This window comes from Salinimicrobium catena (genome assembly GCF_900102915.1).
GTDB classification, from domain to species: Bacteria; Bacteroidota; Bacteroidia; order Flavobacteriales; family Flavobacteriaceae; genus Salinimicrobium; species Salinimicrobium catena.
The window spans coordinates 25703-49328 of the sequence record NZ_FNGG01000005.1; the positions used below are offsets into that span (position 1 = coordinate 25703).

Consider the following 23626-nt stretch of genomic DNA (forward strand, 5'->3'; position numbering starts at 1 on the left):
TGTGGTTTTGATTCAGCTAGTTACATTCAAAAATGATGCAAAACACTGTCAGCCAGCCTCATGCTCCTGTTTAGACGGAAAAAACTCTTTATCATTACAATTTATGTCAGTTTGTCAGCGAAGTTTCCTTGGTACTTTTTTTGCCTTTTGGTGGCTGAACAATTTTAATAGTATCTAAACATCAAATTATATGGCAACCGGAAACATTAATGTATCTGTAGAAAACATTTTTCCTCTAATAAAGAAGTTTCTCTACAGTGATCATGAGATCTTTCTAAGGGAGTTGATCTCAAACGCGACCGACGCGACCTTAAAACTAAAACACCTCACCAGCATTGGAGAAGCTTCTGTGGAATACGGAAATCCTGTCATTGAGGTATCCATCGACAAAGAGAAAAAACAACTTAGGATCTCTGACCAGGGAATCGGAATGACCAAGGAAGAGGTTGAAAAATACATCAACCAGGTGGCTTTTTCGGGAGCTGAAGAATTCCTTGAAAAATATAAAGACACTGCCAAAGACAGCGGGATCATAGGACACTTTGGTCTTGGGTTCTACTCGGCATTCATGGTGGCCAACAAAGTAGAGATCATCACCAAGTCATACAAGGATGAGCCTGCCGCTCACTGGGTTTGTGAAGGAACTACAGAATTCACCCTTGAAGAAGCCGATAAAAAAGAACACGGAACAGACATTATTCTTCATATCAATGAAGATGATAAGGAATTCCTTGAAGAGAACAGGATAGAGCAGCTGCTTGTAAAGTATAACAAGTTCATGCCTATACCTATCAAGTTCGGGACTAAAGAGGAAACCATCGAGTTACCCGAAGACGCTCCCGAAGATGCCAAGCCGGAAACCAAGACGGTTGACAACATCATCAACAACACCAATCCTGCCTGGACCAAGCAGCCAACAGACCTTGAGGACAAAGATTACAATGAGTTCTACAGGGAACTATACCCTATGCAGTTCGAGGAACCGTTATTCCACATTCACCTAAACGTAGATTATCCTTTTAACCTTACCGGGATCCTTTACTTCCCAAAGATGTCACAGGATATGAACATCCAAAAGGATAAGATACAGCTTTACCAGAACCAGGTTTTCGTGACCGATAATGTAGAAGGCATCGTCCCCGAATTCCTTACCATGTTGCGCGGGGTGATCGATTCTCCTGATATTCCGCTGAACGTTTCCAGGTCTTACCTGCAGGCAGACGGTGCCGTAAAGAAGATCTCCAGCTACATCACCCGTAAGGTAGCTGATAAGCTGAAGACGCTCTTCAACAACAACAGGGAAGATTTCGAGAAAAAATGGAACGACATCAAGATCGTTATTGAATACGGAATGCTTACCGAAGAGAAATTCTTCGAGAAGGCCCAGGCTTTTGCCCTGTATCCAACGGTAGATGATAAATACTTCACTTTTGAGGAGTTCGAAGAAAAGATCAAAGAGAACCAGACAGACAAGGATGGCAACAAAGTGATCCTTTACGCGTCAAACAAAGATGAGCAGCACAGCTACATTGAAGCGGCAAAAGACAAGGGTTACGAGGTGCTTCTTTTGGACACTCCTATCGTTTCTCACCTGTTACAAAAACTGGAAACTTCTAAAGAGAAGATCTCTTTTGTACGGGTAGATTCAGATCACGTAGACAACCTAATCAAAAAAGATGAAGAAAAGATCTCCAAACTTTCTGATGAAGAAAAAGAGAAGCTGAAAGAAGATTTTGAAAAGGTGATCCCAAAGGAAAAATACAGCATCCAGCTGGAAGCCATGGACAGCAACGCTGCGCCATTGATCATCACGCAGCCTGAGTTCATGAGAAGAATGAAGGAGATGCAGCAAACCGGCGGCGGAATGTTTGGAATGGGCAACATGCCAGAGATGTACAACCTGGTGGTGAACACCAACCACGAGTTGATCTCTGAGATCCTGAACACCAAAACAGCCAAGAAACAGGAGCGTTTGATCAAGCAGTCGCTGGATCTTGCCAAACTGTCTCAAAACCTTCTAAAAGGCGAAGAGCTTACCGCCTTTATCAAGCGAAGCTTTGAAATGGTGAAATAGAAGTTTCTCTAATACAATAGAAAACCGCTTTACCTGGAAAGGAAAGCGGTTTTTTTATGGTGTAAACTTAGTACAGGTCCTTAATATTGAATCTTAAATATTGAATTTTGAATTTTTAAGCTACCGGCTGTAACAGATTCCTGAAGATGGTGCTGAAGAATTCAGGAATGTTGTAAGGCTTGTTGATGATATCGTTCATCCCGGCGCTAAGGATCTCCTCGCGCATCTCTCCCACTTCAACAGCAGTTAGGGCGATAATAGGAATGTTAGGATTGAACTTCCTCACCTCCTGTGTAGTCTCCATTCCGTTCATTCCCGGCATGTTCACATCCATAAGTACCACATCCAAGGATTCTGTTTTAAGGATGGCAAGGGCTTCTTCCCCGCTTCCGGCTACAAGGCATTCAAAATCCCGTTGCTCCAATATCCTGCGGGTCACCACCTGGTTAATACGATTGTCGTCTACGATCAGGGCTCTCTTCACCTGCTGATCAATGAACTCTCCAGTAACTTTCTTCACAGGAGTATGGACCTCTTCATTGCCTTTCTCAAATTCTATCTCAAAACTAAAGACAGATCCTTTACCCTCTTCACTTTCCAGGTGGATCTCTGAGCCAAAAAGCTGCAACAGTTTTTTCACGATAGGCAGGCCAAGACCCGTTCCCTGGTAATTGTAGTTATTGGACTGAAGCTGGGAAAATTCCTCGAAGATCTCCTGTTGCTTGTTTTTGGGAATCCCGGGACCGGTATCCCCTACCTCGAACTGTATCACACAACCTCTTTCTCCACAGTCTTTGAGTTGAGCTTTGATCCACACCTTTCCGTTTTGGGTGAATTTCACCGCATTTCCTACCAGGTTCATCATTACCTGCGAAAGACGCATGGAATCTCCGATAAGGCTGCGAGGAATATTTTCGTCTATCTGCAGTTCTATGCTGTTGTTGTTATGATTTCGGGTGGTTTCAAAAGATTTTACGATGCCTTTGAACAGCTCCTGCATATCAAAATTTCCGTTTTCCAGATGAACCAGATTTGACTCCATCTTATTCATCTGGAGCACATCATTAATAAGGGCCAGAAGATAATCTGCGGAGAATTTAAGAGATTTAAGATCTTCTTTTTGTTTTTCGTTCTCATTTTCTTCCAGCAACAGGGAGGTAAGACCCACTACCCCATAAAGAGGGGTCCTTAGCTCATGGCTAACGGTTGAAAAGAAGCGGGTTTTCAGCAGGGACAGCCGTTCGGCTTCTTCTTTGGCAGCGGTAAGCTCGTCGTTCTTTTCGCGCAACTCTCCTATCAGTTTTTTGCGAATTCTATTGTTCCTGAAAAGGAAGATGAGAAAAAGAAACAATCCGGCGAGAGAAAAGATCATAATTAACGTGATCTGTCTGGTCTTGGCCAGTACCTCATCTTTATATTGTTGTTCCCGTTGGGCAGCAGCAAGGTCTTTTTTATACTCTTCAGTTTGGAATCTTCCGTAGACAACTTCCCTCTGGTGATTCTTTTCCTTTTGGAATAGCAACTCTTCATACTCCTGATGTTCTTTAAGAGCGGAATATGCCTCCTCAAAAAGACCATTCTTCACTAGCATTTTAGAGTACTCCTCATATGCGAAGGAAGCTTCTACTAATAAAGAATCCTTTTTCGCCATTTCAATTGACTGGCGGAAATGTTCTCTGGAATCAGCAAACTCATCAATTCCCGAATAGTACATTCCCATAAGCGTCAAAAGGTTACTTTGGAGACTTTTATCTGATTCTTGGCTACTTAATTGCCACGCTTTTTTCAAAAATGGTGAGGCTTTGGAATGCTCACCATTCTCTAAATGTGTCCAGGCAATATTAACTACAGGAGTAATGGCATCTTTTAATGAGAGGGATTTTGATGCTATTTCTATCGCCCTCTCATAATAATCCAGCCCTTGCTCTATGGTTTCCGGATTGGAGGAAAGTATATTTCCGAGATTATTATATGAACCTAATAAGAGCGTATCATTTTTAGTCAGTTCAGCATAACGAAGAGCTTTCTCATAATTCTCCCGTGCCCTCGAAGTATCTTTTAAAACTTCATAGGCAACCCCCAAAAAATTGTACCCCTTTTGAAGATTATAGTAATCATTCTTTGGGGCCGCCAGTTTGATGATATCCAGCGAATATTCTATAGATTTATTATAATCGTAGGTATCATAAGCTTCATTGGCAGCTTTTTTTAGCTGCTGAATGCTGTCTTTATAAGCCTTTAATGTAGTTTGGGGATACAGGGAAAGACACAGTAGAAAGCCAATAACACTCAGAAAGTAATTATTTCTCAAATTATTTAGGTTAAGTTTCTATAACTGCAGGGCCCTGCAAATTATTTATTTTTAACGAATTATACAACATAAAAACCAAAAGTGCAATAATAAGCACAAAGCTTTACATTCTGTAAAAGTTTAGCAAAAAAAATCCCGGACCTTTTTAGTCCGGGATCTTTACACCTTTTGTGTTTAAATTATCCGAAGATATCATTCAGTACCTTAGCCAAGCGAATTCCGCCTTTTTGGATCTGGTCATGAGCTACAGGAAACCACTCATACATGTATTCATAACCTAATTTTTCTCCTGTTTCTACGGAATCATATAGCTTTTTGCTCAATTCTTTTGATTCATACATCCAGTCCAAAATAGAGCCCGATCTAATTTGTTTTATTTCTTTGGCTGTAAGTTCATCTGTACTTTCTGCAAGTTCGGTGAAGCTCATCTGGAAATCGTTGATCATTTCACTGTCCCAGACTCTGTGCAGGTTAGACCCCTTACCGAACCATCTTACCTGTATATCGTTCCCGCCTTTATCTTCTCCTCTACCTGTGTGCATAGGCTGGTGAAGGTCTCCCATGAAATGAACCAGCATTTTAAGATAAAAGGCCTTGTCTTCTTTAGAAGCTTTCGGGTCTTTTAAAACAGTAATACTGGTTTTTATAGCCTGCACAAGATCACCTTTGGGATTGGCTTCTTCTTTCGAATATTCAGTTTGCCCCTCATCAAGGTTTACATAATGCCAGGGTCCATATTTACGATATTGAGGATCACTTTTAATGTCATCTCCATAAGTAGAGACAAAAGCCAGGCTCTGCCCGTTCAAAAGTTCCTTTATTTGTTGTTTTGCTTTTTTAGAAAGATATTCTTCAGCTACTTCGCCGGTAGCCCGGTGGCCGGTTCTACCCCAGTCTCCTTCAGAAGCAAAGGATATGGAAGAAAAAACAAGAGCAGCGATCAATAAAATTTTTTTCATGTGTAGTATGTGTTTAAAGGGCAAAGATATAAAAACGCCCCTGCATTTTTATACAGGCAAGAACCTTGCCCAAATTCTTCGGCCGAAATTTGTAACTTTAAGACAAACCAAATGATTTATGAAGATCTTCCAGGAAAAACAGTTCATTAACCGGTGGTGGCTTTCTATGTTGATCCTCGCCATCATTGTCATTGTAATTGGCACAGCTTATTACGCCACACTTAATGCAGAAGAAGGCACTGCCCTTGCCGTTTCGGTTATTAGCCTTGCCATTACTTTTCCAATTGTGCTGGGCCTGCTATATTTGCGGCTCGAAACCCGTATCGACCAGGAAGGGGTTACCGTTTGGTTCAAACCCTTTGGTTTTACCAAAAAACATTTTTCCTGGAAGGAGATCAAAAAGTGCTACCTAAGAAAGTATGATTCTTCAGAATTTGGCGGCTGGGGCCTTAGAGGGATTGGCCGCGACTGGAAGGCCTATTTTATCTACGGAAGAAACGGAATACAGATAGTAACCCATAAAGACAGGAAATTCCTGATAGGAACCCAGCGTCCGGCAGCGGCAAAAGACATTTTAAAAAGATATTTTCAACCTATACCCGAATCAGATCATGAAAACTAGATCTTTAATCGCTTTCCTTTTTCTTCTGTCTACTGTTGTTGTAGCCCAGCAGCCTGCATTCACTTCAGAAGAACTTGACCTTAACAAATACATCAAAGGCACTCTGACGTTTCCAAATGATGTGGAGAAACCGCCGCTGGTGATCCTGGTACAGGGATCGGGGCCTGTTGACCGCAACGGAAACCAATCTTTCATGAAGAACGATGCTTTTAAAAAGTTAACAACCGAACTCGCCGAAGCCGGGATCGCCACCTATCGTTTTGACAAGCGAATCCTGCAAATGAGAAGACTGGGTATTAAAGAAGAAGATATTCGTTTTGATGATTTTATCACCGATGTTTCTACAGCTTTAGACCATTTTAAGAATGCTGATGCCTATAAAAATATCAGCGTTTTAGGACACAGCCAGGGTTCCCTGGTGGGGATGATCGCAGCAAAAGACAAGGCCGACGCTTTTATCTCTATAGCCGGAGCAGCTTACCCTATTGACTCCATCATTGTTGATCAGATAGCCGGACAAATGCCCGGCCTAAAAGAGAATGTGCAGCAAAGCTTTAAGGATATGCGGGAAACCGGAAGCAGCAGGAATTATAACCCAATGCTGGAGATGGTATTCAGACCTTCGGTACAGCCTTTTATTTTGTCCTGGATGCAATATGATCCTCAAAAGGAGATCCAGGAACTAGACATCCCGGTTCTCCTGATCAATGGCTCCAATGACCTGCAGGTGCAGGAAGAACAGGCAGAACACCTGAAAAAGTCCAAACCCGAAGCCGAATTGGTCATCCTGGAAAAGATGAACCACGTGTTCAGAAAGATCGAAGGAGATGATCTCGAAAATTCAAAATCTTACAATGATGCCGGCCTGCCGCTGCATCCGGAACTGGTTCCGGTAATTACCAATTTCATTAATTCCCTGTAATGCCTTATAAAATTATCTTTACCGACATTGACGGCACCCTGCTGAACAAGGACCGTAAACTTTCAGAATTAACAAAGGAAGTCTTTCAGCAACTGCAAAAAAAGGTGCCGGTGGTATTGATCTCCTCCAGGATGCCCCAGGCTATGCGGCACCTGCAACACGACCTGCACATTTCTCATCAACCGCTTATTTGCTACAACGGCGGACTAATACTGGTCGACAACCAGGTAGTGGGCTCCACAGAGATCCCGGTCCCAATAATCGAAAATCTGCACGACTTTAATGCTAATCTCAATTGTCACCTGAGTCTTTACAATGCCGAAGAATGGTACGTTCCTAAGATGGACCGCTGGGCTGAAAGGGAAGAGAACAACACCCGGGTCAGCCCAGAAGTATTATCAAATGCAGAGGTCATTGCAAAATGGAAGGAAGAAAATAAGGGGGCTCACAAGATCATGTGCATGGGAGAAAAAGAATATATTGACTGCATCACAGATCACCTTAGCCGTAACTTTAAGAACGAACTTCACCTCTACCGCTCCAAAGACACCTATCTTGAAATAGCCAACAGAAAGGTTTCCAAATTAACGGCGATTAAGATACTTCTGGAACGGCATTTTCACCTTCAACTGGAAGATTGTGTGGCTTTTGGTGACAATTACAACGACTACGAAATGCTACACGCTGTGGGCAGAGGTGTGGCTGTGGGCAATGCCAAGCCCGAGATCCTGGAGATCGCCAATGAAATCACCCATCATGGAAAAGAAGACGGGGTGGCCATTAGCCTGCAAAAACTTTTCGGACTTTCTTAGCCGGTGAAAGCTTTAAAATTTTCTTAAAAAATTGTACTTTGCCGTCCTTACAAAATAAGCTATGGACAATCCCCCCATTTTTACAAATGATGCCATCGTATTAGGTCTTTTGATGCTTGCGCTTGGTTTCGTTTTCCTGACATCCTCTAAAAAAACAGGTTTTTGGTATAAGTTCTATAAGGTAGTTCCTGCCTTATTGATGTGCTACCTTATTCCGGCCATCCTCAACTCGCTCAACCTCATCTCAGATGAAACCTCGCAGTTGTATTTTGTCGCCAGCAGGTATATGCTGCCTGCCTCTTTGGTATTGATGACCTTAAGCATTGACCTGAAAGCCATTTTTAACCTGGGCCCCAAAGCTCTCATCATGTTCTTTACAGGAACTATTGGGATAATCATAGGCGGACCCTTAGCCATACTTTTGATCTCTATCTTTTCTCCTGAAACCGTTGGCGGTGTAGGCCCCGATGCCGTTTGGCGCGGACTTGCCACCCTTGCAGGAAGCTGGATTGGTGGTGGTGCGAACCAGGCTGCCATGCTGGAGATCTTCGAATACAATCCGGATCTTTACGGCGGAATGGTACTTGTTGATATCGTGGTTGCCAATATCTGGATGGCGATCCTCCTGATGGGTATCGGGAAAACCGAAGGGATAGACAGATGGTTGCGGGCAGATAATTCTGCCATCACCCAATTAAAGCATAAGGTAACTGCTTATGCCGAAAGTGTCACCAGGAATCCTTCCCTGGCAGACCTTATCATAATGCTGGCAATTGCCTTTGGGGCGGTTGGACTTGCACATTGGGGCGCCAATGGAATTTCAGAATGGCTGGCATCAAACTTTGAAGCGGTTAACGACAGTAAATCGGCACTATCATCCTTTTCATCCTCCTTTTTCTGGATGATCACCATCGCCACTGCCGTGGGGATCCTTCTTTCTTTTACCAAAGCCAAAGAATATGAAGGTGCGGGCGCCAGCAAAATAGGAAGTGTGTTCATCTACTTTTTGGTGGCTACGATCGGTATGAAAATGGACCTTACCATGGTCTTTGACAATCCCGGACTTATCGCCATAGGTTTGGTTTGGATGTCTATTCACGCAGGCCTTCTCATCCTGGTAGCGAAGCTGATCAAAGCTCCATATTTCTTCCTGGCCGTAGGAAGCCAGGCGAACGTTGGAGGGGCCGCCTCTGCACCGGTTGTAGCCGCCGCTTTCCATCCGTCACTTGCAACAGTAGGAGTGTTACTGGCCGTGTTCGGTTATGTAGTGGGAACTTATGGTGCAATATTAAGTACCATACTTATGCAAATGGCCTCTGCCGGATAGTCAAAAAAGAATCTTTTTTACAATATTTACGACCAAATTCATCTTAACACGTACATGAGAAAACTAGGATTACTCACCTCTATTTTGTGCTGCCTTGTGCTGGCAGCTTGTTCAACCGAAGAAAAGAACCTTACTGTAAAAGGAAAAGTACAGGGACTTAAGAAAGGAACACTTTATCTGCAAAAGATAGAAGATACTGCCCTTGTCACTTTGGATTCCGTAATTGTTAGCGGACAGGAAACCTTTGAATTTGAAACTTTCATTGATGGTCCGCAGGTTCTCTATTTTTACCTGAACAAGGTTGACAACAGTGATTATGACGACAGGCTGTTGTTCTTTGCCGAGCCGGGAGAAATGATAGTGAACACCACGCTTAAGAACTTTGAGACCGATGCTGTGGTTGAGGGTTCCAAAAATCAGGAAAAACTTACCGAATATCGCAGCATGATGCAGAAGTTCAACACGAAAAATTTGGAGTTGATCAAATCAAACCTGTTGGCTAAAAAGGAAAATGATGAGAAATTAATTGACTCCACCGAACAGGCTCATGACAACCTGTTAAAAAGGAGATATCTGTACACCGTGAATTTTGCTATAAACAATAAAGATATGGAGGTGGCTCCTTACTTGGCGATCTCAGAAGTATATGATGCCAACATCAAATATCTTGACACCATTTACAAATCTTTAACTCCGGAAGTAAAAACCTCCAGGTACGGACAAAGCCTGAAGGAATTCTTAGCTGAAAGAAGAGCTGTAGAAAAGGCTACTGCCGATACTGCTGAAGCAGAAACCGAAGCCGATACAGAATAAACTGAATTCTTATTTATTCAGAATTGAAAGATCCCGCTGAGAAGCGGGATCTTTTTTTTAAGTAGTTGAATTTCCCTGGAAGGCAGGGACTTCTTATCACAGTACAATAAATAGTTATTCCTTTCTGAAGGTCCAATGTGCCGATAGAGAGATCCACCTCGACTAAAGCAGCCAATGGGCTGCTTTCCTCAGGACAAGCTTCTCCTCCCTCGACTACGCTCGGCCCCGACGCTTCGGGGTTCTCGTCCCCCACAAAAATGCAACAAAAAACTTCTCGAAAACGAGAGGTTTTTAATTAAGAGCCGATGGAGGGACTCCCCTCGACTACGCTCGGGATAAACTTCTCGTCCCTCCATAAAAAAAGCTCCTTCATTTCTGAAGGAGCTTTGAGCCGATGGAGGGACTCGAACCCACGACCTGCTGATTACAAATCAGCTGCTCTAGCCAGCTGAGCTACATCGGCAATTGCTTTAAATTATAAAGCGTTCACTTTTTCTACAAGAACCTGCGCCTTAGCTTCAAGCTCTTTTTCGATATTTTTAAAATGCTGCTTTTTATTTTCAACATCTTTCTGGTTCATCTTGCTTACCAATTCGTCAAAACCTGCTATTGCCTCATCAACGATCGCTTCAGATTTTGCAGGATCTTCTTTTGGATGAGTTACCTGGTGCAGGTAAGCCGCCTCAATGATATCTCCAAAAACGTAATTGATATCTCTTTTAAGTGTTCTCTTGTTGTTAGCCATCTTGTGCTTGATTTCAGGTGCGAATTTACACTATTTCCCGATTCGAAAAATATTTTTTTCAGTTTTTTTATTGGCCTCTGTAGGTCACAAAATTCCGTGGCGTCTCATACAAGGTTACCTCGAGATCAAGGTGAGCAGCCAGTTCATGCCGCAGCTTTCGCCATATCACCACTGCAATATTTTCAGCAGTAGGGTTTAGTTCTTTGAACTCAGGAACTTCCAGATTAAGGTTCTTATGATCAAAAGGCACTTCGATCTTTTCGTAGATCAGATCTTTCAGATCCTTGAGGTCGATCACAAATCCCGTTTCCTCACAGATCTCGCCGGTAACAGAGACGGTAAGCTCATAATTATGCCCGTGGTAATGAGGATTGCTGCATTTCCCAAAAACCCGTTTGTTCTTTTCATCATCCCACTCCTTCCGGAAGAGGCGGTGGGCGGCATTAAAATGTGCTTTCCTGTTTACCGTAACCTTCATTGCTGAATGTGTTTATAATACTTGTCAAAAATGATCTTGAACCATTCCGTATAAATATCCGGATTCTTGGCCATGTCTTCCTTAAGCGTTTCCAGGTCCACCCATTTATAGGCGTGCACCTCATCGGGGTTAAGATTTGGCTCTCCATTATAAGTTCCTACCAGGATATGGTCGAATTCATGCTCGGTAAGCCCGTTATCAAATGGTGCTTTGTAGATGAATGAAATGGTATCCTTCAGTTCTGTACTAAAACCCATTTCTTCCTGTAAACGGCGTTTTCCGGCTTCGATATTGGTCTCCCCTTCTCTCTGGTGACTACAGCAGGTGTTGGTCCACAGGCCGGGGGAATGGTATTTCCCCATGGCTCGCTGCTGTATCATCAACTCGTTCTTATCGTTGAAGACAAAGACCGAAAAGGCCCTGTGCAGCAGTGCTTTTTCATGAGCTTCCATCTTCGGCATTAGGCCTATCTGCTCATCTTTTTCGTTTACCAGGATAACTTGTTCTTCTTTCATTTCAAATTTTGAACTCCAAATGTACGAAATCGGTATAGAAAATAAAGCCGATTTGGGTTTAACAGCTTCTTGAATAGAGGAACGAAATTCACGTTCAAATAATTATCTTTGCAGCCTTAAATATTTGTATGAAATTTTCAGAAGAGATCAGGAGACGAAGAACGTTCGGGATCATATCCCACCCCGATGCCGGGAAAACCACCCTTACCGAAAAGCTGCTGCTTTTTGGAGGAGCTATTCAGGAAGCCGGCGCCGTAAAATCGAATAAGATCAAAAAAGGCGCGACCAGTGACTTTATGGAGATCGAGCGGCAAAGGGGGATCTCTGTAGCAACTTCTGTACTTGCTTTTGAATACAAAGATATCAAGATCAACATCCTGGATACTCCGGGGCACAAGGATTTCGCGGAAGATACTTTCAGAACACTTACCGCTGTTGATTCTGTTATCGTGGTGATAGATGTCGCGAAGGGGGTCGAGGAACAGACCGAAAAACTGGTGGAAGTTTGCCGCATGCGCAACATTCCCATGATCGTGTTCATCAATAAACTTGACCGTGAAGGAAAAGACGCTTTTGAACTTCTTGACGAGATCGAACAAAAGCTGAATCTTACAGTAACCCCTTTGAGTTTCCCTATAGGGATGGGATATGACTTTAAAGGGATCTATAACATCTGGGAACAGAACGTGAACCTCTTTACCGGTGACCCGAGAAAAGATATTGAAGAGACCGTAGAGATCTCGGATCTTTCTTCGAACGAACTGGATGACCTTATCGGGGAGAAAGCTGCCGGAAACCTGAGAGATGAACTGGAACTGGCTCAGGGAGTTTACCCGGAATTCAATAAAAAAGATTACCTGGACGGAAACCTGCAGCCTGTCTTCTTCGGATCGGCTTTGAATAACTTCGGGGTCAGAGAGCTGTTGGATTGCTTTATCTCCATTGCTCCTACTCCCCGCCCCAAGGACAGCGACACCAGGAAAGTGGAACCCGATGAAAAAGACTTCACAGGTTTCGTTTTCAAGATCCATGCTAACATGGACCCTAAGCACCGTGACCGTCTAGCCTTCGTAAAGATCGTTTCAGGGAAATTCGAAAGAAATAAACCTTACCTGCACGTAAGACACGGCAAAAATCTTAAGTTTTCAAGTCCGAACGCTTTCTTTGCCGAAAAGAAGGAGATCGTGGATGTTTCCTATCCGGGAGATATTGTCGGTTTACATGATACTGGAAACTTCAAGATCGGAGATACTTTGACCGAAGGGGAAACCCTTCAGTATAAGGGTATTCCAAGTTTCTCTCCTGAACACTTCCGGTACATAAACAATGCAGACCCTATGAAGTCTAAACAGCTTGAAAAGGGTATTGACCAGTTGATGGACGAAGGGGTAGCCCAGCTATTCGTTCTTGAAATGAACGGAAGAAAAGTAATAGGAACCGTGGGAGCCCTGCAGTTCGAGGTGATACAGTACCGCCTTGAACACGAATACGGCGCAAAATGTACTTACGAGAATCTGAACGTACACAAGGCCTGCTGGGTAGAACCCGAAGATGCTAAAAGTGAAGAATTCAAGGACTTTAAAAGGGTAAAATCAAAATACCTGGCCAAAGACAAACGCGGACAACTGGTATTTTTGGCAGATTCCGCCTTCTCTTTGCAAATGGCGCAGCAGAAATATCCATCTATAAAATTCCATTTTACTTCGGAATTCTAAAAAAAGAAGGGCCTCAAAAAGTGATTTTTTGAGGCCCTTCTTTTTTAAAGCACCAACTTTCAAACTCCAAATACCAAATTCTTCAATACGCTGCGCTTCATTCAGAATGACAGTGTGATCATCCTTCCGAGGCTTCGAATCAATTAATCCTTACCTGAATCAAAACTCTTTCTGCCGAAGAGGATCTCAAAGAACAGCTTAAAATCAGAAATCAGGCTCCAAAAAGGGTATTTGAAAGTAGCGGGTTTGTTCTTCTCAAAAAAGGCATGTCCCACCCAGACAAAACCATAGCCCACCAGCGGCAGGAAGATCCATTCCCAGCCCCAGCTGTTAAAAATGGCTAAGAATAACAGAATAAACACCAGGAAGGTTCCTGTAAAATGCAGAACCCTGCTTGTCTTGTTCTGATGCTCGGTAAGGTAAAACCGATAAAATTCGCTGTAGGACTTTATACGTTCTGCCATGATGAATGTTGAATTTCTAATTTATGACATGCTGAAATTCAGTATTTATGGAGCAATTTCCTTTTTTGTTTCCGCTTCAGAAGCATTCTTTACAACTGGTTGTAAGGCATCATACGAATCAGTATTTATTCCTATCAAACCGTATTTAGTCTCTCCCTTTTTTATCATGGTCCCCTGAAGATTATATTCCATCAAGTCTTTTTTAAACTTGCCATTGGCAGTACTTGCTGCGATCATATTACCTCCGGCTATCCCCGGCCCCAGCAGCAATCCAATAGGATAGGAATTGGTCACGATGTTTCCGGAGCTACTTGCTTTGGTAATATGCAGATTGAGAGGAGTAAGCAGAAGATAAAACAGATGTGTCAGCGGACTTTGCCTAAGGCTTTTAAAGGTTTTATCGTATTCCATTAATGGAACATAGTCTCCATTCTCATAGCTTAAGGTAAGATCTTTTCCGAAGATTAGATCCCTCTCTGAAGTGTTTGTAATGCTAACTGCTACCAGCTTCACTCCTCTTTTATCTTCCTTTTTCTCATATTTTTTATCAAGCAGATCATATTTATACTCTAATTTAACTCCATCTTTCACATTCACTGAAGCGTAATTAAGTGATTTGGGAGTGATCGAATCGTAGCCGGAAGCACAGCCTGTTAAGGATGCAATAGCTACTAACAACAAGGTGAATTTTAAAAATTTCATTTTGGTTTTGGTTTGAGATATGCTCTACAAAATCATAGGGGGCACATCTAGGTTAGTAATAGATTCCGTATGTTGCGGTTAAATGAACATTCAAAATGTGAATATAATGTTAATTTTAAAAATAGAATGAGGAAAACCGTAATAGCCAATTTCTCCGATTAACAAAAAACCCCGAAGCAAACGCTTCAGGGTTTTTTACCGATAATATTTCACTTTTCAGGTTATCTCGAAAAGGTTCTCTTTTCAAAAGGTCTGAATGTCTGTTTTCTCATTTTGGCTTTCCTCCCTAAAAGCAGGTAAATGATCGTTCCTATCACAGGCGCGAAAACGACCAGTAGAAACGATAAAAGCTTCTCAGATCCTCTATATCTGGAAGTAAGTATATCTAACATACACCAGATCCAGAAGCCAAAAAGAAGGAACAACAGCAGAATGAAAAATGGTCCTGCAAAGGGTTCAAAAGAAAGAAAAGTTGAACTCGAATTCTACAGCAATGTTTTACGCCTGTCCCGTAGGACCAAAGTTCAACGGAATGTTCGGCTGCTCATAATCCTTGATCTCGCCGTGTGCTTTTTCAAAACGGTTCACGTTGTCGGCCAGGGCTTTCAGCAGGCGTTTAGCATGCTGCGGAGTGAGAATGATACGGCTTTTCACCTTGCTCTTTGGAGTTCCCGGCATGATGCTCACAAAATCCACCACAAATTCTGAAACAGAATGGTTAATGATGGCCAGGTTGGAATAAGTGCCCTCGGCTACTTTTTCATCCAGTTCTATATTGATCTTTCCTTTTTGTTGCTTTTTTTTCTCGTCGCTCATTTCAGTGATTTTTATTTCAGAATAAATGTAGGGAATAAAGTTCAGGGTTCAAGGTTTAAAGTTCAAAGTTACTGGCTCCGAATTGCCAGTCGCCTGATTCGTACCTGACTTCTTACCTCATCCTTCAAAATAGGGTATAAAAAAAGGCCGCTTTCGCGGCCTTTTTTCTTAGTTATAATTTACTTCCTGCTTTTTCTCAAGCATTTCGTCAAATTCTTCTTTTGAACCTACAATGATACTGTCGTACTCTCTCATACCGGTACCGGCAGGAATTCTGTGTCCAACAATAACATTTTCCTTAAGTCCTTCAAGCGTATCAACCTTACCGCTTACCGCAGCCTCGTTCAACACCTTGGTGGTTTCCTGGAAGGAAGCCGCAGAGATGAATGACTTGGTCTGTAGCGATGCTCTGGTAATACCCTGTAGTACAGGAGTAGCGGTTGCAGGAGTTACATCCCTTGCAGTAGCCAGGTTCTTGTCTTCCCTTCTCAAGATAGAGTTCTCGTCTCTAAGCTGACGTGGGGAAACGATCTGTCCCGGTTTAAGGGTTTCAGAATCACCGGCATCTTCGACTACTTTCATTCCGAAGATCTCGTCGTTTTGTTCGATGAAATCATCTTTATGAACCAGCTGGTTCTCAAGGAAGATAGTGTCTCCCGGATCAACGATCCTTACCTTACGCATCATCTGTCTAACAACAACTTCGAAGTGCTTATCGTTGATCTTCACCCCTTGTAGTCGGTAAACCTCCTGAACTTCATTCACAAGATACTGCTGTACCGCGTTTGGTCCTTTAATGCTCAGGATATCTTCCGGAGTAACAGAACCGTCAGACAACGGCATTCCGGCGCGTACGTAATCGTTCTCCTGAACAAGGATCTGGTTAGAAAGCTTCACAAGATACTTCTTAACCTCTCCAAGCTTGGATTCAACGATGATCTCACGGTTACCACGTTTGATCTTTCCGAAGGAAACAACACCGTCTATCTCACTTACTACAGCAGGGTTAGACGGGTTACGCGCTTCGAACAATTCGGTCACACGTGGAAGACCTCCCGTAATATCCCCAGACTTGGAAGATTTACGTGGAATCTTCACAAGGATCTTACCTACCTTGATCTTCTCATCGTTGTCCACCATAAGGTGAGCTCCAACAGGAAGGTTATAAGAACGAATCACTTCGTCTTTCTTACCTAAGATCTGAAGGGTTGGGATAAGCTTCTTGTTCCTTGATTCAGAAATAACCTTTTCCTGGAATCCGGTCTGCTCATCGATCTCAACCTGGTAAGTAACACCCTGCTCGATATTCTCGTAGCGGATCTTACCTGCAAATTCAGAGATGATCACCCCGTTATATGGATCCCACTGGCAGATCACTTGATCTTTTTCAACTTTATCGCCGTTCTTAATGAAGATCTGAGAACCATAAGGAATGTTGTTGGTACTCAACACTGTTCCTGTCTTGGCATCCTTCAGCTTCAATTCTGAAGTCCTCGAGATCACGATCTCTGCCTCACCACCGTCAGGAGCTTCTCCTTTTACGGTCTTAAGGTCTTCGATCTCTGCGATCCCGTTAAACTTGGCGATCAATTTATTTTCTTCTGAAATGTTTCCTGCAATACCACCCACGTGGAAGGTACGAAGGGTAAGCTGTGTACCCGGTTCCCCAATTGACTGGGCGGCTACAACACCAACGGCTTCACCTTTCTGAACCGTTTTACCGGTAGCCAGGTTACGCCCGTAACATTTCACACAAACACCTTTTTTGGCCTCACAGGTAAGTGCAGAACGCACTTCTACACTCTCTATTGGCGCACTGGTGATCTTTCTTACTATTTCTTCGTCGATCTCAACGTTGGCTTCAACAAGAAGTTCGCCGCTCATTGGATCGTACACATCATGTAATGCAGTTCTACCAAGGATACGCTCTCCTAAAGACTCCACGATCTCTTCGTTCTTCTTCAATGGAGCAACATCCACACCTCTTAAAGTACCACAATCCTCTTCGTTGATGATCACGTCCTGAGACACGTCAACCAAACGACGGGTTAGGTATCCGGCATCTGCCGTTTTAAGAGCGGTATCGGCAAGACCTTTACGCGCACCGTGTGTAGAGATAAAGTATTCAAGGATAGACAAACCTTCCTTAAAGTTAGAAAGGATCGGGTTCTCAATAATTTCTCCACCTCCTGTGCTAGATTTCTTCGGCTTGGCCATCAATCCACGCATACCGGTCAACTGACGGATCTGCTCTTTAGATCCCCTCGCTCCGGAGTCAAGCATCATGTACACCGAGTTGAATCCTTGCTGGTCTTCGCGGATACGCTTCATGGCCAATTCCGTTAAGCCGGCGTTCGTAGAAGTCCAGATGTCAATAACCTGGTTGTAACGTTCGTTGTTGGTAATAAGACCCATGTTATAGTTGGCCATAATACCTTCAACCTGCTCGTTTGCCTCCTGGATCATACCTTGTTTCTCTTCAGGGATGATAATATCACCCAAGCTGAAGGAAAGACCACCTCTAAATGCGAAACCGTACCCAAGGTTCTTGATCTGGTCAAGGAACTCAGCAGTTTCAGGCACGCTGGTGATCTTAAGGATGTTCCCAATGATATCCCTAAGAGATTTCTTGGTCAATACCTCGTTGATATATCCTGCTTTTTCAGGAACTGTCTGGTTGAAAAGTACTCTACCAACAGTAGTTTCAATGATCTGGTAAACTAATTCACCTGCTTCGTTGTAATCTTTAGCGCGTATCTTGATGATCGCGTTAAGGTCTACTCTCTTCTGGTTATAAGCGATCACCACTTCTTCTGCAGAATAGAAAGTAAGGCCTTCTCCTTTTACAGGCACCTCTGGAGTAGATTTTCTTGGTTTGGTCATATAGTAAAGACCAAGAACCATATCCTGAGATGGTACTGTTACCGGAGAACCGTTAGCAGGGTTCAAAATGTTATGAGAAGCCAACATTAGAAGCTGGGCTTCCAAAATAGCTTCCGGCCCAAGTGGTAAGTGAACCGCCATCTGGTCACCGTCAAAGTCGGCGTTGAATGCGGTACAAACCAGTGGGTGTAGCTGTATCGCTTTACCCTCGATAAGTTTAGGCTGGAAAGCCTGGATACCAAGACGGTGAAGCGTAGGAGCACGGTTAAGCAATACCGGGTGTCCTTTCAATACGTTTTCAAGGATATCCCATACTACCGGCTCTTTCTTGTCAATGATCTTCTTAGCAGATTTTACGGTCTTTACAATACCTCTTTCGATCAATTTCCTGATCACGAAAGGCTTGTAAAGCTCTGCCGCCATGTTCTTCGGAAGACCACACTCATATAATTTAAGTTCTGGTCCTACAACAATCACCGAACGTGCCGAGTAATCAACCCTCTTACCAAGTAAGTTTTGACGGAAACGCCCCTGCTTACCTTTTAAGGAGTCAGAAAGTGATTTTAACGGACGGTTAGAATCGGTTTTTACTGCTGAAGATTTTCTGGTGTTATCGAACAATGAATCCACAGATTCCTGAAGCATACGTTTCTCGTTACGCAAGATCACTTCAGGAGCTTTGATCTCCATTAATCTTTTAAGACGGTTGTTACGAATGATCACACGACGGTAAAGGTCGTTAAGATCTGAAGTCGCAAAACGTCCTCCATCAAGCGGCACCAATGGACGCAATTCCGGCGGAATGATAGGGATCACTTTCATGATCATCCACTCCGGACGGTTTTCACGGTTCTTGTTAGCGTCACGAAGCGCCTCCACAACCTGAAGTCTCTTAAGAGCCTCAGTTTTACGTTGCTTTGAAGTTTCGTTATTCGCTTTATGTCTTAGTTCATAAGATAGTGCATCAAGGTCAATTCTTTGAAGGATCTCAATAAGACACTCTGCACCCATCTTGGCGATGAACTTGTTTGGATCGTTGTCATCCAGGTAAAGGTTTTCCTGCGGAAGAGAATCCAGGATGTTCAGGTATTCTTCTTCGGTAAGGAAATCCATTTTCTTTAAAGGCTCTCCATCTTCATTCTTTGCGATACCAGGCTGAATTACCACGTATCTCTCGTAGTAAATGATCATGTCCAATTTCTTGGACGGTAGACCAAGCAGGTATCCAATCTTGTTTGGTAAAGAACGGAAGTACCAGATATGCGCTACAGGAACAACAAGGTTGATATGCCCCACACGATCTCTACGTACTTTCTTTTCAGTTACTTCAACACCACATCTATCGCAAACGATGCCTTTATAACGGATCCTCTTGTATTTACCACAGGCACACTCATAATCCTTCACAGGACCAAAGATGCGCTCACAGAAAAGACCATCCCTTTCAGGTTTGTGCGTACGATAATTGATAGTTTCCGGCTTTAGAACTTCCCCGCGAGACTCAGCCAAAATGGACTCAGGAGAAGCTAAACCTATAGAGATCTTGTTAAACCTCTGTACTGTATTCTTATCATTATTTCTAGCCATAATAAATGGTGCTATCTAATTATTGTAAATGCGGCGCGGTGCGCGAACAACGCGCCGCAAATTTTATTCTTCTAATCTAATATCTAATCCCAGACCTTTCAGTTCGTGCATCAACACGTTGAATGATTCGGGTAGTCCCGGTTCTGGCATTGGCTCACCTTTTACGATGGCTTCATAAGTCTTGGCCCTTCCAATAACATCATCAGACTTCACGGTCAAGATTTCACGCAGGGTAGCTGAAGCACCGTAGGCTTCAAGTGCCCAAACCTCCATCTCACCAAATCGCTGACCACCAAACTGTGCTTTACCTCCAAGAGGCTGCTGGGTGATAAGTGAGTATGGCCCGATAGAACGCGCGTGCATCTTATCATCGATCATGTGACCTAACTTAAGCATATAGATGACACCAACAGTTGCCGGCTGGTCAAAACGGTCTCCGGTTCCACCATCATAAAGATAAGTGTGACCAAAGCGTGGAATTCCGGCTTCGTCTGTCAATTCATTGATCTGGTCTATAGTCGCACCGTCGAAAATTGGGGTAGCATATTTCTTCCCTAATTTTTGTCCGGCCCATCCAAGAACAGTCTCATAGATCTGTCCAATGTTCATACGCGATGGTACCCCAAGTGGGTTCAACACGATATCAACAGGGGTTCCGTCTTCAAGGAACGGCATATCTTCCTGGCGAACGATTCGCGCAACGATACCCTTGTTTCCGTGACGACCTGCCATCTTATCCCCTACTTTAAGCTTGCGCTTCTTGGCGATATAGATCTTGGCAAGTTTCAGGATCCCTGATGGCAATTCATCTCCAACAGAAATAGTGAACTTCTCTCTTCTTAGGTTACCCTGAATGTCGTTCTCCTTGATACGGTAGTTGTGCAGAAGGTCTGCCACCAACGCGTTAAGGTGATCATCTGTGGTCCAGGTTCCCTGGGTAAGGTGCGTATAGTCATCAACAGCGTTCAGCATCTTTTGGGTGTACTTCTTACCTTTTGGAAGGATCTCTTCCCCAAGGTCGTTCATAACTCCCTGTGCAGTCTTACCACCAATGATAGCGAAAAGCTTGTCCACCAGTTCAGACTTAAGAATAGCGAACTTGGCTTCGTACTTCTTCTCTAATGCCGCAACATCTTCCTTGTCCTGAGCTCTCTTACGCTTATCCTTGATGGCACGGGCAAACAATTTCTTGTCGATAACCACACCGCTCAAGGACGGAGAAGCTTTTAGAGAGGCATCTTTCACGTCTCCGGCCTTATCACCGAAGATGGCTCTTAATAGTTTTTCTTCCGGAGTTGGATCGCTCTCTCCTTTAGGAGTGATCTTACCAATAAGAATGTCTCCGGGCTTCACTTCTGCACCCACACGAATCATTCCGTTCTCATCAAGGTCTTTTGTAGCCTCTTCAGAAACGTTAGGAATGTCGTTGGTCAATTCTTCATTACCCAGTTTGGTATCTCTCACCTCAAGTGAGTACTCGTCAATGTGGATAGAAGTAAAGATATCGTCTCTAACCACTTTTTCTGAGATCACGATCGCATCCTCAAAGTTGTATCCTTTCCAGGGCATGAAGGCAACCTTCATGTTACGACCTAAAGCAAGTTCCCCGGCTTCAGTAGCATATCCCTGACAAAGAACCTGACCTTTAGAAACCCTGTCTCCTACTCTTACGATAGGCTTCAGGTTGATAGAGGTACCCTGGTTTGTCTTTCTAAACTTAACCAGTTCATAAGTTTTAGAATCTGAATCGAAGCTAACCATTCGCTCCTCATCGGTTCTGTCATACTTAATAGTGATCTGGTTCGCGTCAACATACTCTACAGTTCCAGCTCCTTCTGCATTTATTAATACTCGGGAATCTGTAGCAACCTGTCTTTCCAGTCCGGTACCTACGATTGGAGAATCAACTCTCAATAGAGGCACGGCCTGGCGCATCATGTTAGATCCCATCAAGGCACGGTTCGCATCATCATGTTCCAGGAATGGAATCAAAGAAGCAGATATAGATGCTACCTGGTTTGGCGCAACGTCAATGTAGTGAACAGATTTTGGCTCTACTACCGGGAAGTCACCTTCCTCACGGGCAATAATTCTTTCAGGCTCGATAGTTCCATCGTCCGAAATAGGGATGTTCGCCTGGGCGATCATTCTCTCTTCTTCTTCCTCGGCACTTAGATATCTTGGTTCTTCATTGATGTTCACTTTTCCGTCTACCACCTCACGGTATGGAGTTTCGATGAAGCCCATTCCGTTTACTTTGGCATAAACTGAAAGTGAAGAGATCAAACCAATGTTCGGTCCTTCAGGTGTTTCAATAGGACAAAGCCTTCCGTAGTGAGTATAGTGAACGTCACGTACCTCGAAACCAGCTCTTTCTCTTGAAAGACCACCTGGCCCAAGAGCTGAAAGACGACGCTTGTGAGTGATCTCTGCAAGCGGGTTTGTCTGGTCCATGAACTGAGACAACTGGTTAGTTCCAAAGAAAGAGTTGATCACAGAAGAAAGAGTCTTCGCGTTGATCAAATCGATTGGAGTAAAGACCTCGTTGTCACGAACGTTCATTCTCTCACGAATGGTTCTTGCCATACGGGCAAGTCCAACCCCAAACTGCTGAGACAACTGCTCTCCTACTGTTCTAACACGACGGTTAGACAAGTGGTCGATATCATCGATCTCTGCCTTGGAGTTAATAAGTTCGATCAAATATTTAACGATGGTAATGATATCCTCGCGGGTAAGCACCTGCTTATCCATGGCGATATCAAGACCAAGTTTCTTGTTCATTCTGTAACGCCCTACTTCCCCAAGGTTGTAACGCTGGTCACTAAAGAACAATTTGTCAATAATACCTCTTGCCGTTTCCTCATCTGGCGGCTCGGCATTACGTAGCTGACGGTATATGTGCTCAACCGCCTCTTTTTCAGAGTTGGTTGGGTCTTTTTGCAATGTGTTGTGGATAATCGCGTAGTCTCCTGTTTGATTATCCTCTTTATGTAGCAGAATGGTCTTGGAACCGGTTTCTACTATCTCTTCAATATGCTCTTTTTCGAGAACGGTGTCACGATCAAGAACTATCTCGTTACGCTCAATTGAAACCACCTCACCTGTATCCTCATCAACGAAATCTTCATACCAGGTGTTCAATACACGTGCGGCCAGCTTTCGGCCCAATACTTTTTTAAGTCCAGACTTGGAAACTTTCACCTCTTCTGCAAGGTCAAAGATCTCAAGAATGTCTTTGTCACGCTCAAATCCAATGGCACGGAAAAGAGTGGTAACAGGTAATTTTTTCTTCCTATCGATATAAGCGTACATTACGCTGTTGATATCGGTAGCAAATTCAATCCATGATCCTTTAAAAGGAATAACACGGGCAGAATACAATTTGGTTCCGTTCGCGTGGAACGACTGTCCAAAGAATACTCCCGGGGAACGGTGTAACTGAGATACAACTACGCGCTCTGCACCATTAATACAAAATGTCCCACTTGGGGTCATATAAGGGATGGTCCCTAAATACACGTCCTGCACGATGGTTTCAAAGTCCTCATGCTCTGGGTCTGTACAATAAAGCTTTAGCCGTGCTTTAAGCGGTACACTATAAGTAAGTCCACGCTCGATACATTCCTGGATGGAATATCTTGGTGGGTCCACAAAATAGTCTAAGAATTCTAGTACGAATTGATTACGGGTGTCCGTAATTGGAAAGTTTTCCATGAAGGTGTTATAAAGACCTTCATTTCCCCTTTCTTCTGATTTCGTTTCCAACTGGAAGAAGTCCTGGAACGACTTAATTTGGATATCCAAAAAGTCGGGATAATCAGGTCTGTTCTTCACAGAAGAGAAATTCAATCTTTCAGTTTGCGTTGCTAACATCAATG

18 protein-coding genes and 1 tRNA gene are annotated in these 23626 nt (G+C 43.4%); 7 read left to right on the forward strand and 12 right to left on the reverse strand.

The features are described from left to right. The first annotated feature begins 190 nt into the window (after positions 1–190). A complete protein-coding gene (gene htpG / locus BLS64_RS10820) occupies positions 191–2074 on the forward strand; it encodes a molecular chaperone HtpG (RefSeq protein ID WP_093113647.1) in 1884 nt (627 codons plus the stop codon). 115 nt (positions 2075–2189) lie between these two features. Here the strand turns inward: htpG and BLS64_RS10825 are convergent, their stop codons facing one another. Further along, positions 2190–4385 carry a tetratricopeptide repeat-containing hybrid sensor histidine kinase/response regulator gene (locus tag BLS64_RS10825; protein ID WP_093113646.1) on the reverse strand — a complete coding sequence of 732 codons (2196 nt, stop codon included), beginning with the start codon at positions 4383–4385 and terminating at the stop codon, positions 2190–2192. A 179-nt stretch (positions 4386–4564) separates the two neighbouring features. Further along, a complete protein-coding gene (locus BLS64_RS10830; protein WP_093113645.1) occupies positions 4565–5344 on the reverse strand; it encodes a S1/P1 nuclease in 780 nt (259 codons plus the stop codon). A gap of 118 nt (positions 5345–5462) precedes the next feature. Here BLS64_RS10830 and BLS64_RS10835 point away from each other — a divergent pair, with 118 nt between their 5' ends. The 5 genes from BLS64_RS10835 to BLS64_RS10855 all read left to right on the forward strand — a co-directional run bounded on the left by BLS64_RS10835 (position 5463) and on the right by BLS64_RS10855 (position 9840). After that, positions 5463–5966, forward strand: coding sequence for a hypothetical protein (locus BLS64_RS10835; RefSeq protein ID WP_093113644.1), 504 nt, complete (start codon positions 5463–5465; stop codon positions 5964–5966). After that, positions 5956–6888, forward strand: coding sequence for an alpha/beta hydrolase family protein (locus BLS64_RS10840; protein WP_093113643.1), 933 nt, complete (start codon positions 5956–5958; stop codon positions 6886–6888). The genes BLS64_RS10835 and BLS64_RS10840 overlap by 11 nt, the downstream gene beginning before the upstream one ends. Continuing rightward, positions 6888–7700 carry an HAD family hydrolase gene (locus tag BLS64_RS10845; RefSeq protein ID WP_093113642.1) on the forward strand — a complete coding sequence of 271 codons (813 nt, stop codon included), beginning with the start codon at positions 6888–6890 and terminating at the stop codon, positions 7698–7700. Before BLS64_RS10840 ends, BLS64_RS10845 begins: the two co-directional genes overlap by 1 nt. Before the next feature lie 61 nt (positions 7701–7761). Then, positions 7762–9027, forward strand: a complete 1266-nt coding sequence (locus tag BLS64_RS10850) for a DUF819 family protein (RefSeq protein ID WP_093113641.1) — start codon at positions 7762–7764, stop codon at positions 9025–9027. 54 nt (positions 9028–9081) lie between these two features. Continuing rightward, positions 9082–9840 (forward strand): DUF4369 domain-containing protein, encoded by a 759-nt coding sequence (locus BLS64_RS10855; RefSeq protein ID WP_093113640.1) that lies wholly within the window; start codon positions 9082–9084, stop codon positions 9838–9840. Between the two features lie 389 nt (positions 9841–10229). Here the strand turns inward: BLS64_RS10855 and BLS64_RS10860 are convergent. The 4 genes from BLS64_RS10860 to idi all read right to left on the reverse strand — a co-directional run bounded on the left by BLS64_RS10860 (position 10230) and on the right by idi (position 11578). Next, a tRNA-Thr gene (locus BLS64_RS10860) sits at positions 10230–10303 on the reverse strand. A 12-nt stretch (positions 10304–10315) separates the two neighbouring features. Continuing rightward, positions 10316–10585, reverse strand: a complete 270-nt coding sequence (locus tag BLS64_RS10865; RefSeq protein ID WP_093113639.1) for a hypothetical protein — start codon at positions 10583–10585, stop codon at positions 10316–10318. A 67-nt stretch (positions 10586–10652) separates the two neighbouring features. Continuing rightward, the gene (locus BLS64_RS10870) at positions 10653–11063 is read right to left on the reverse strand and encodes a 6-pyruvoyl trahydropterin synthase family protein (RefSeq protein WP_093113638.1); all 411 of its coding nucleotides are present in this window, start codon (positions 11061–11063) and stop codon (positions 10653–10655) included. After that, positions 11060–11578, reverse strand: a complete 519-nt coding sequence (gene idi / locus BLS64_RS10875; RefSeq protein WP_093113637.1) for an isopentenyl-diphosphate Delta-isomerase — start codon at positions 11576–11578, stop codon at positions 11060–11062. The genes BLS64_RS10870 and idi overlap by 4 nt, the downstream gene beginning before the upstream one ends. Positions 11579–11706: 128 nt before the next feature. On the opposite strand from idi, the gene BLS64_RS10880 reads away from it, so the two are divergent. After that, positions 11707–13293 (forward strand): peptide chain release factor 3, encoded by a 1587-nt coding sequence (locus BLS64_RS10880; protein WP_093113636.1) that lies wholly within the window; start codon positions 11707–11709, stop codon positions 13291–13293. A 143-nt stretch (positions 13294–13436) separates the two neighbouring features. Here BLS64_RS10880 and BLS64_RS10885 read toward each other — a convergent pair whose 3' ends face one another. The 6 genes from BLS64_RS10885 to rpoB form a co-directional block, all read right to left on the reverse strand. Beyond that, positions 13437–13757: a DUF962 domain-containing protein gene (locus BLS64_RS10885; protein WP_093113635.1), complete on the reverse strand. Its 321-nt coding sequence runs from the start codon at positions 13755–13757 to the stop codon at positions 13437–13439. A gap of 45 nt (positions 13758–13802) precedes the next feature. Beyond that, the gene (locus tag BLS64_RS10890) at positions 13803–14459 is read right to left on the reverse strand and encodes a hypothetical protein (protein ID WP_093113634.1); all 657 of its coding nucleotides are present in this window, start codon (positions 14457–14459) and stop codon (positions 13803–13805) included. Positions 14460–14680: 221 nt separating this feature from the next. Then, positions 14681–14884, reverse strand: coding sequence for a PLD nuclease N-terminal domain-containing protein (locus BLS64_RS15470; RefSeq protein ID WP_407690098.1), 204 nt, complete (start codon positions 14882–14884; stop codon positions 14681–14683). Positions 14885–14957: 73 nt separating this feature from the next. Further along, positions 14958–15275 carry a DUF3467 domain-containing protein gene (locus tag BLS64_RS10900; RefSeq protein WP_093113632.1) on the reverse strand — a complete coding sequence of 106 codons (318 nt, stop codon included), beginning with the start codon at positions 15273–15275 and terminating at the stop codon, positions 14958–14960. A gap of 168 nt (positions 15276–15443) precedes the next feature. Next, complete coding sequence (rpoC, locus tag BLS64_RS10905; RefSeq protein ID WP_093113631.1) at positions 15444–19745, reverse strand: DNA-directed RNA polymerase subunit beta'; 4302 nt, start codon at positions 19743–19745, stop codon at positions 15444–15446. A 63-nt stretch (positions 19746–19808) separates the two neighbouring features. Beyond that, the gene (gene rpoB / locus BLS64_RS10910; protein WP_093113630.1) at positions 19809–23621 is read right to left on the reverse strand and encodes a DNA-directed RNA polymerase subunit beta; all 3813 of its coding nucleotides are present in this window, start codon (positions 23619–23621) and stop codon (positions 19809–19811) included. Between the last annotated feature and the right edge of the window lie 5 nt (positions 23622–23626).

Bases quoted from the DNA above. Each gene is read 5' to 3' on its own strand.
- BLS64_RS10900 (WP_093113632.1), bottom strand. From the start codon at position 15,275: ATGAGCGACGAGAAAAAAAAGCAACAAAAAGGAAAGATCAATATAGAA.
- BLS64_RS10890 (WP_093113634.1), bottom strand. From the start codon at position 14,459: ATGAAATTTTTAAAATTCACCTTGTTGTTAGTAGCTATTGCATCCTTA.
- rpoC (WP_093113631.1), bottom strand. From the start codon at position 19,745: ATGGCTAGAAATAATGATAAGAATACAGTACAGAGGTTTAACAAGATC.
- BLS64_RS10870 (WP_093113638.1), bottom strand. From the start codon at position 11,063: ATGAAGGTTACGGTAAACAGGAAAGCACATTTTAATGCCGCCCACCGC.
- BLS64_RS10845 (WP_093113642.1), top strand. From the start codon at position 6,888: ATGCCTTATAAAATTATCTTTACCGACATTGACGGCACCCTGCTGAAC.
- BLS64_RS10840 (WP_093113643.1), top strand. From the start codon at position 5,956: ATGAAAACTAGATCTTTAATCGCTTTCCTTTTTCTTCTGTCTACTGTT.
- idi (WP_093113637.1), bottom strand. From the start codon at position 11,578: ATGAAAGAAGAACAAGTTATCCTGGTAAACGAAAAAGATGAGCAGATA.
- BLS64_RS10850 (WP_093113641.1), top strand. From the start codon at position 7,762: ATGGACAATCCCCCCATTTTTACAAATGATGCCATCGTATTAGGTCTT.
- BLS64_RS10830 (WP_093113645.1), bottom strand. From the start codon at position 5,344: ATGAAAAAAATTTTATTGATCGCTGCTCTTGTTTTTTCTTCCATATCC.
- BLS64_RS10835 (WP_093113644.1), top strand. From the start codon at position 5,463: ATGAAGATCTTCCAGGAAAAACAGTTCATTAACCGGTGGTGGCTTTCT.
- BLS64_RS10885 (WP_093113635.1), bottom strand. From the start codon at position 13,757: ATGGCAGAACGTATAAAGTCCTACAGCGAATTTTATCGGTTTTACCTT.
- BLS64_RS10865 (WP_093113639.1), bottom strand. From the start codon at position 10,585: ATGGCTAACAACAAGAGAACACTTAAAAGAGATATCAATTACGTTTTT.
- htpG (WP_093113647.1), top strand. From the start codon at position 191: ATGGCAACCGGAAACATTAATGTATCTGTAGAAAACATTTTTCCTCTA.
- BLS64_RS10855 (WP_093113640.1), top strand. From the start codon at position 9,082: ATGAGAAAACTAGGATTACTCACCTCTATTTTGTGCTGCCTTGTGCTG.
- rpoB (WP_093113630.1), bottom strand. From the start codon at position 23,621: ATGTTAGCAACGCAAACTGAAAGATTGAATTTCTCTTCTGTGAAGAAC.
- BLS64_RS10880 (WP_093113636.1), top strand. From the start codon at position 11,707: ATGAAATTTTCAGAAGAGATCAGGAGACGAAGAACGTTCGGGATCATA.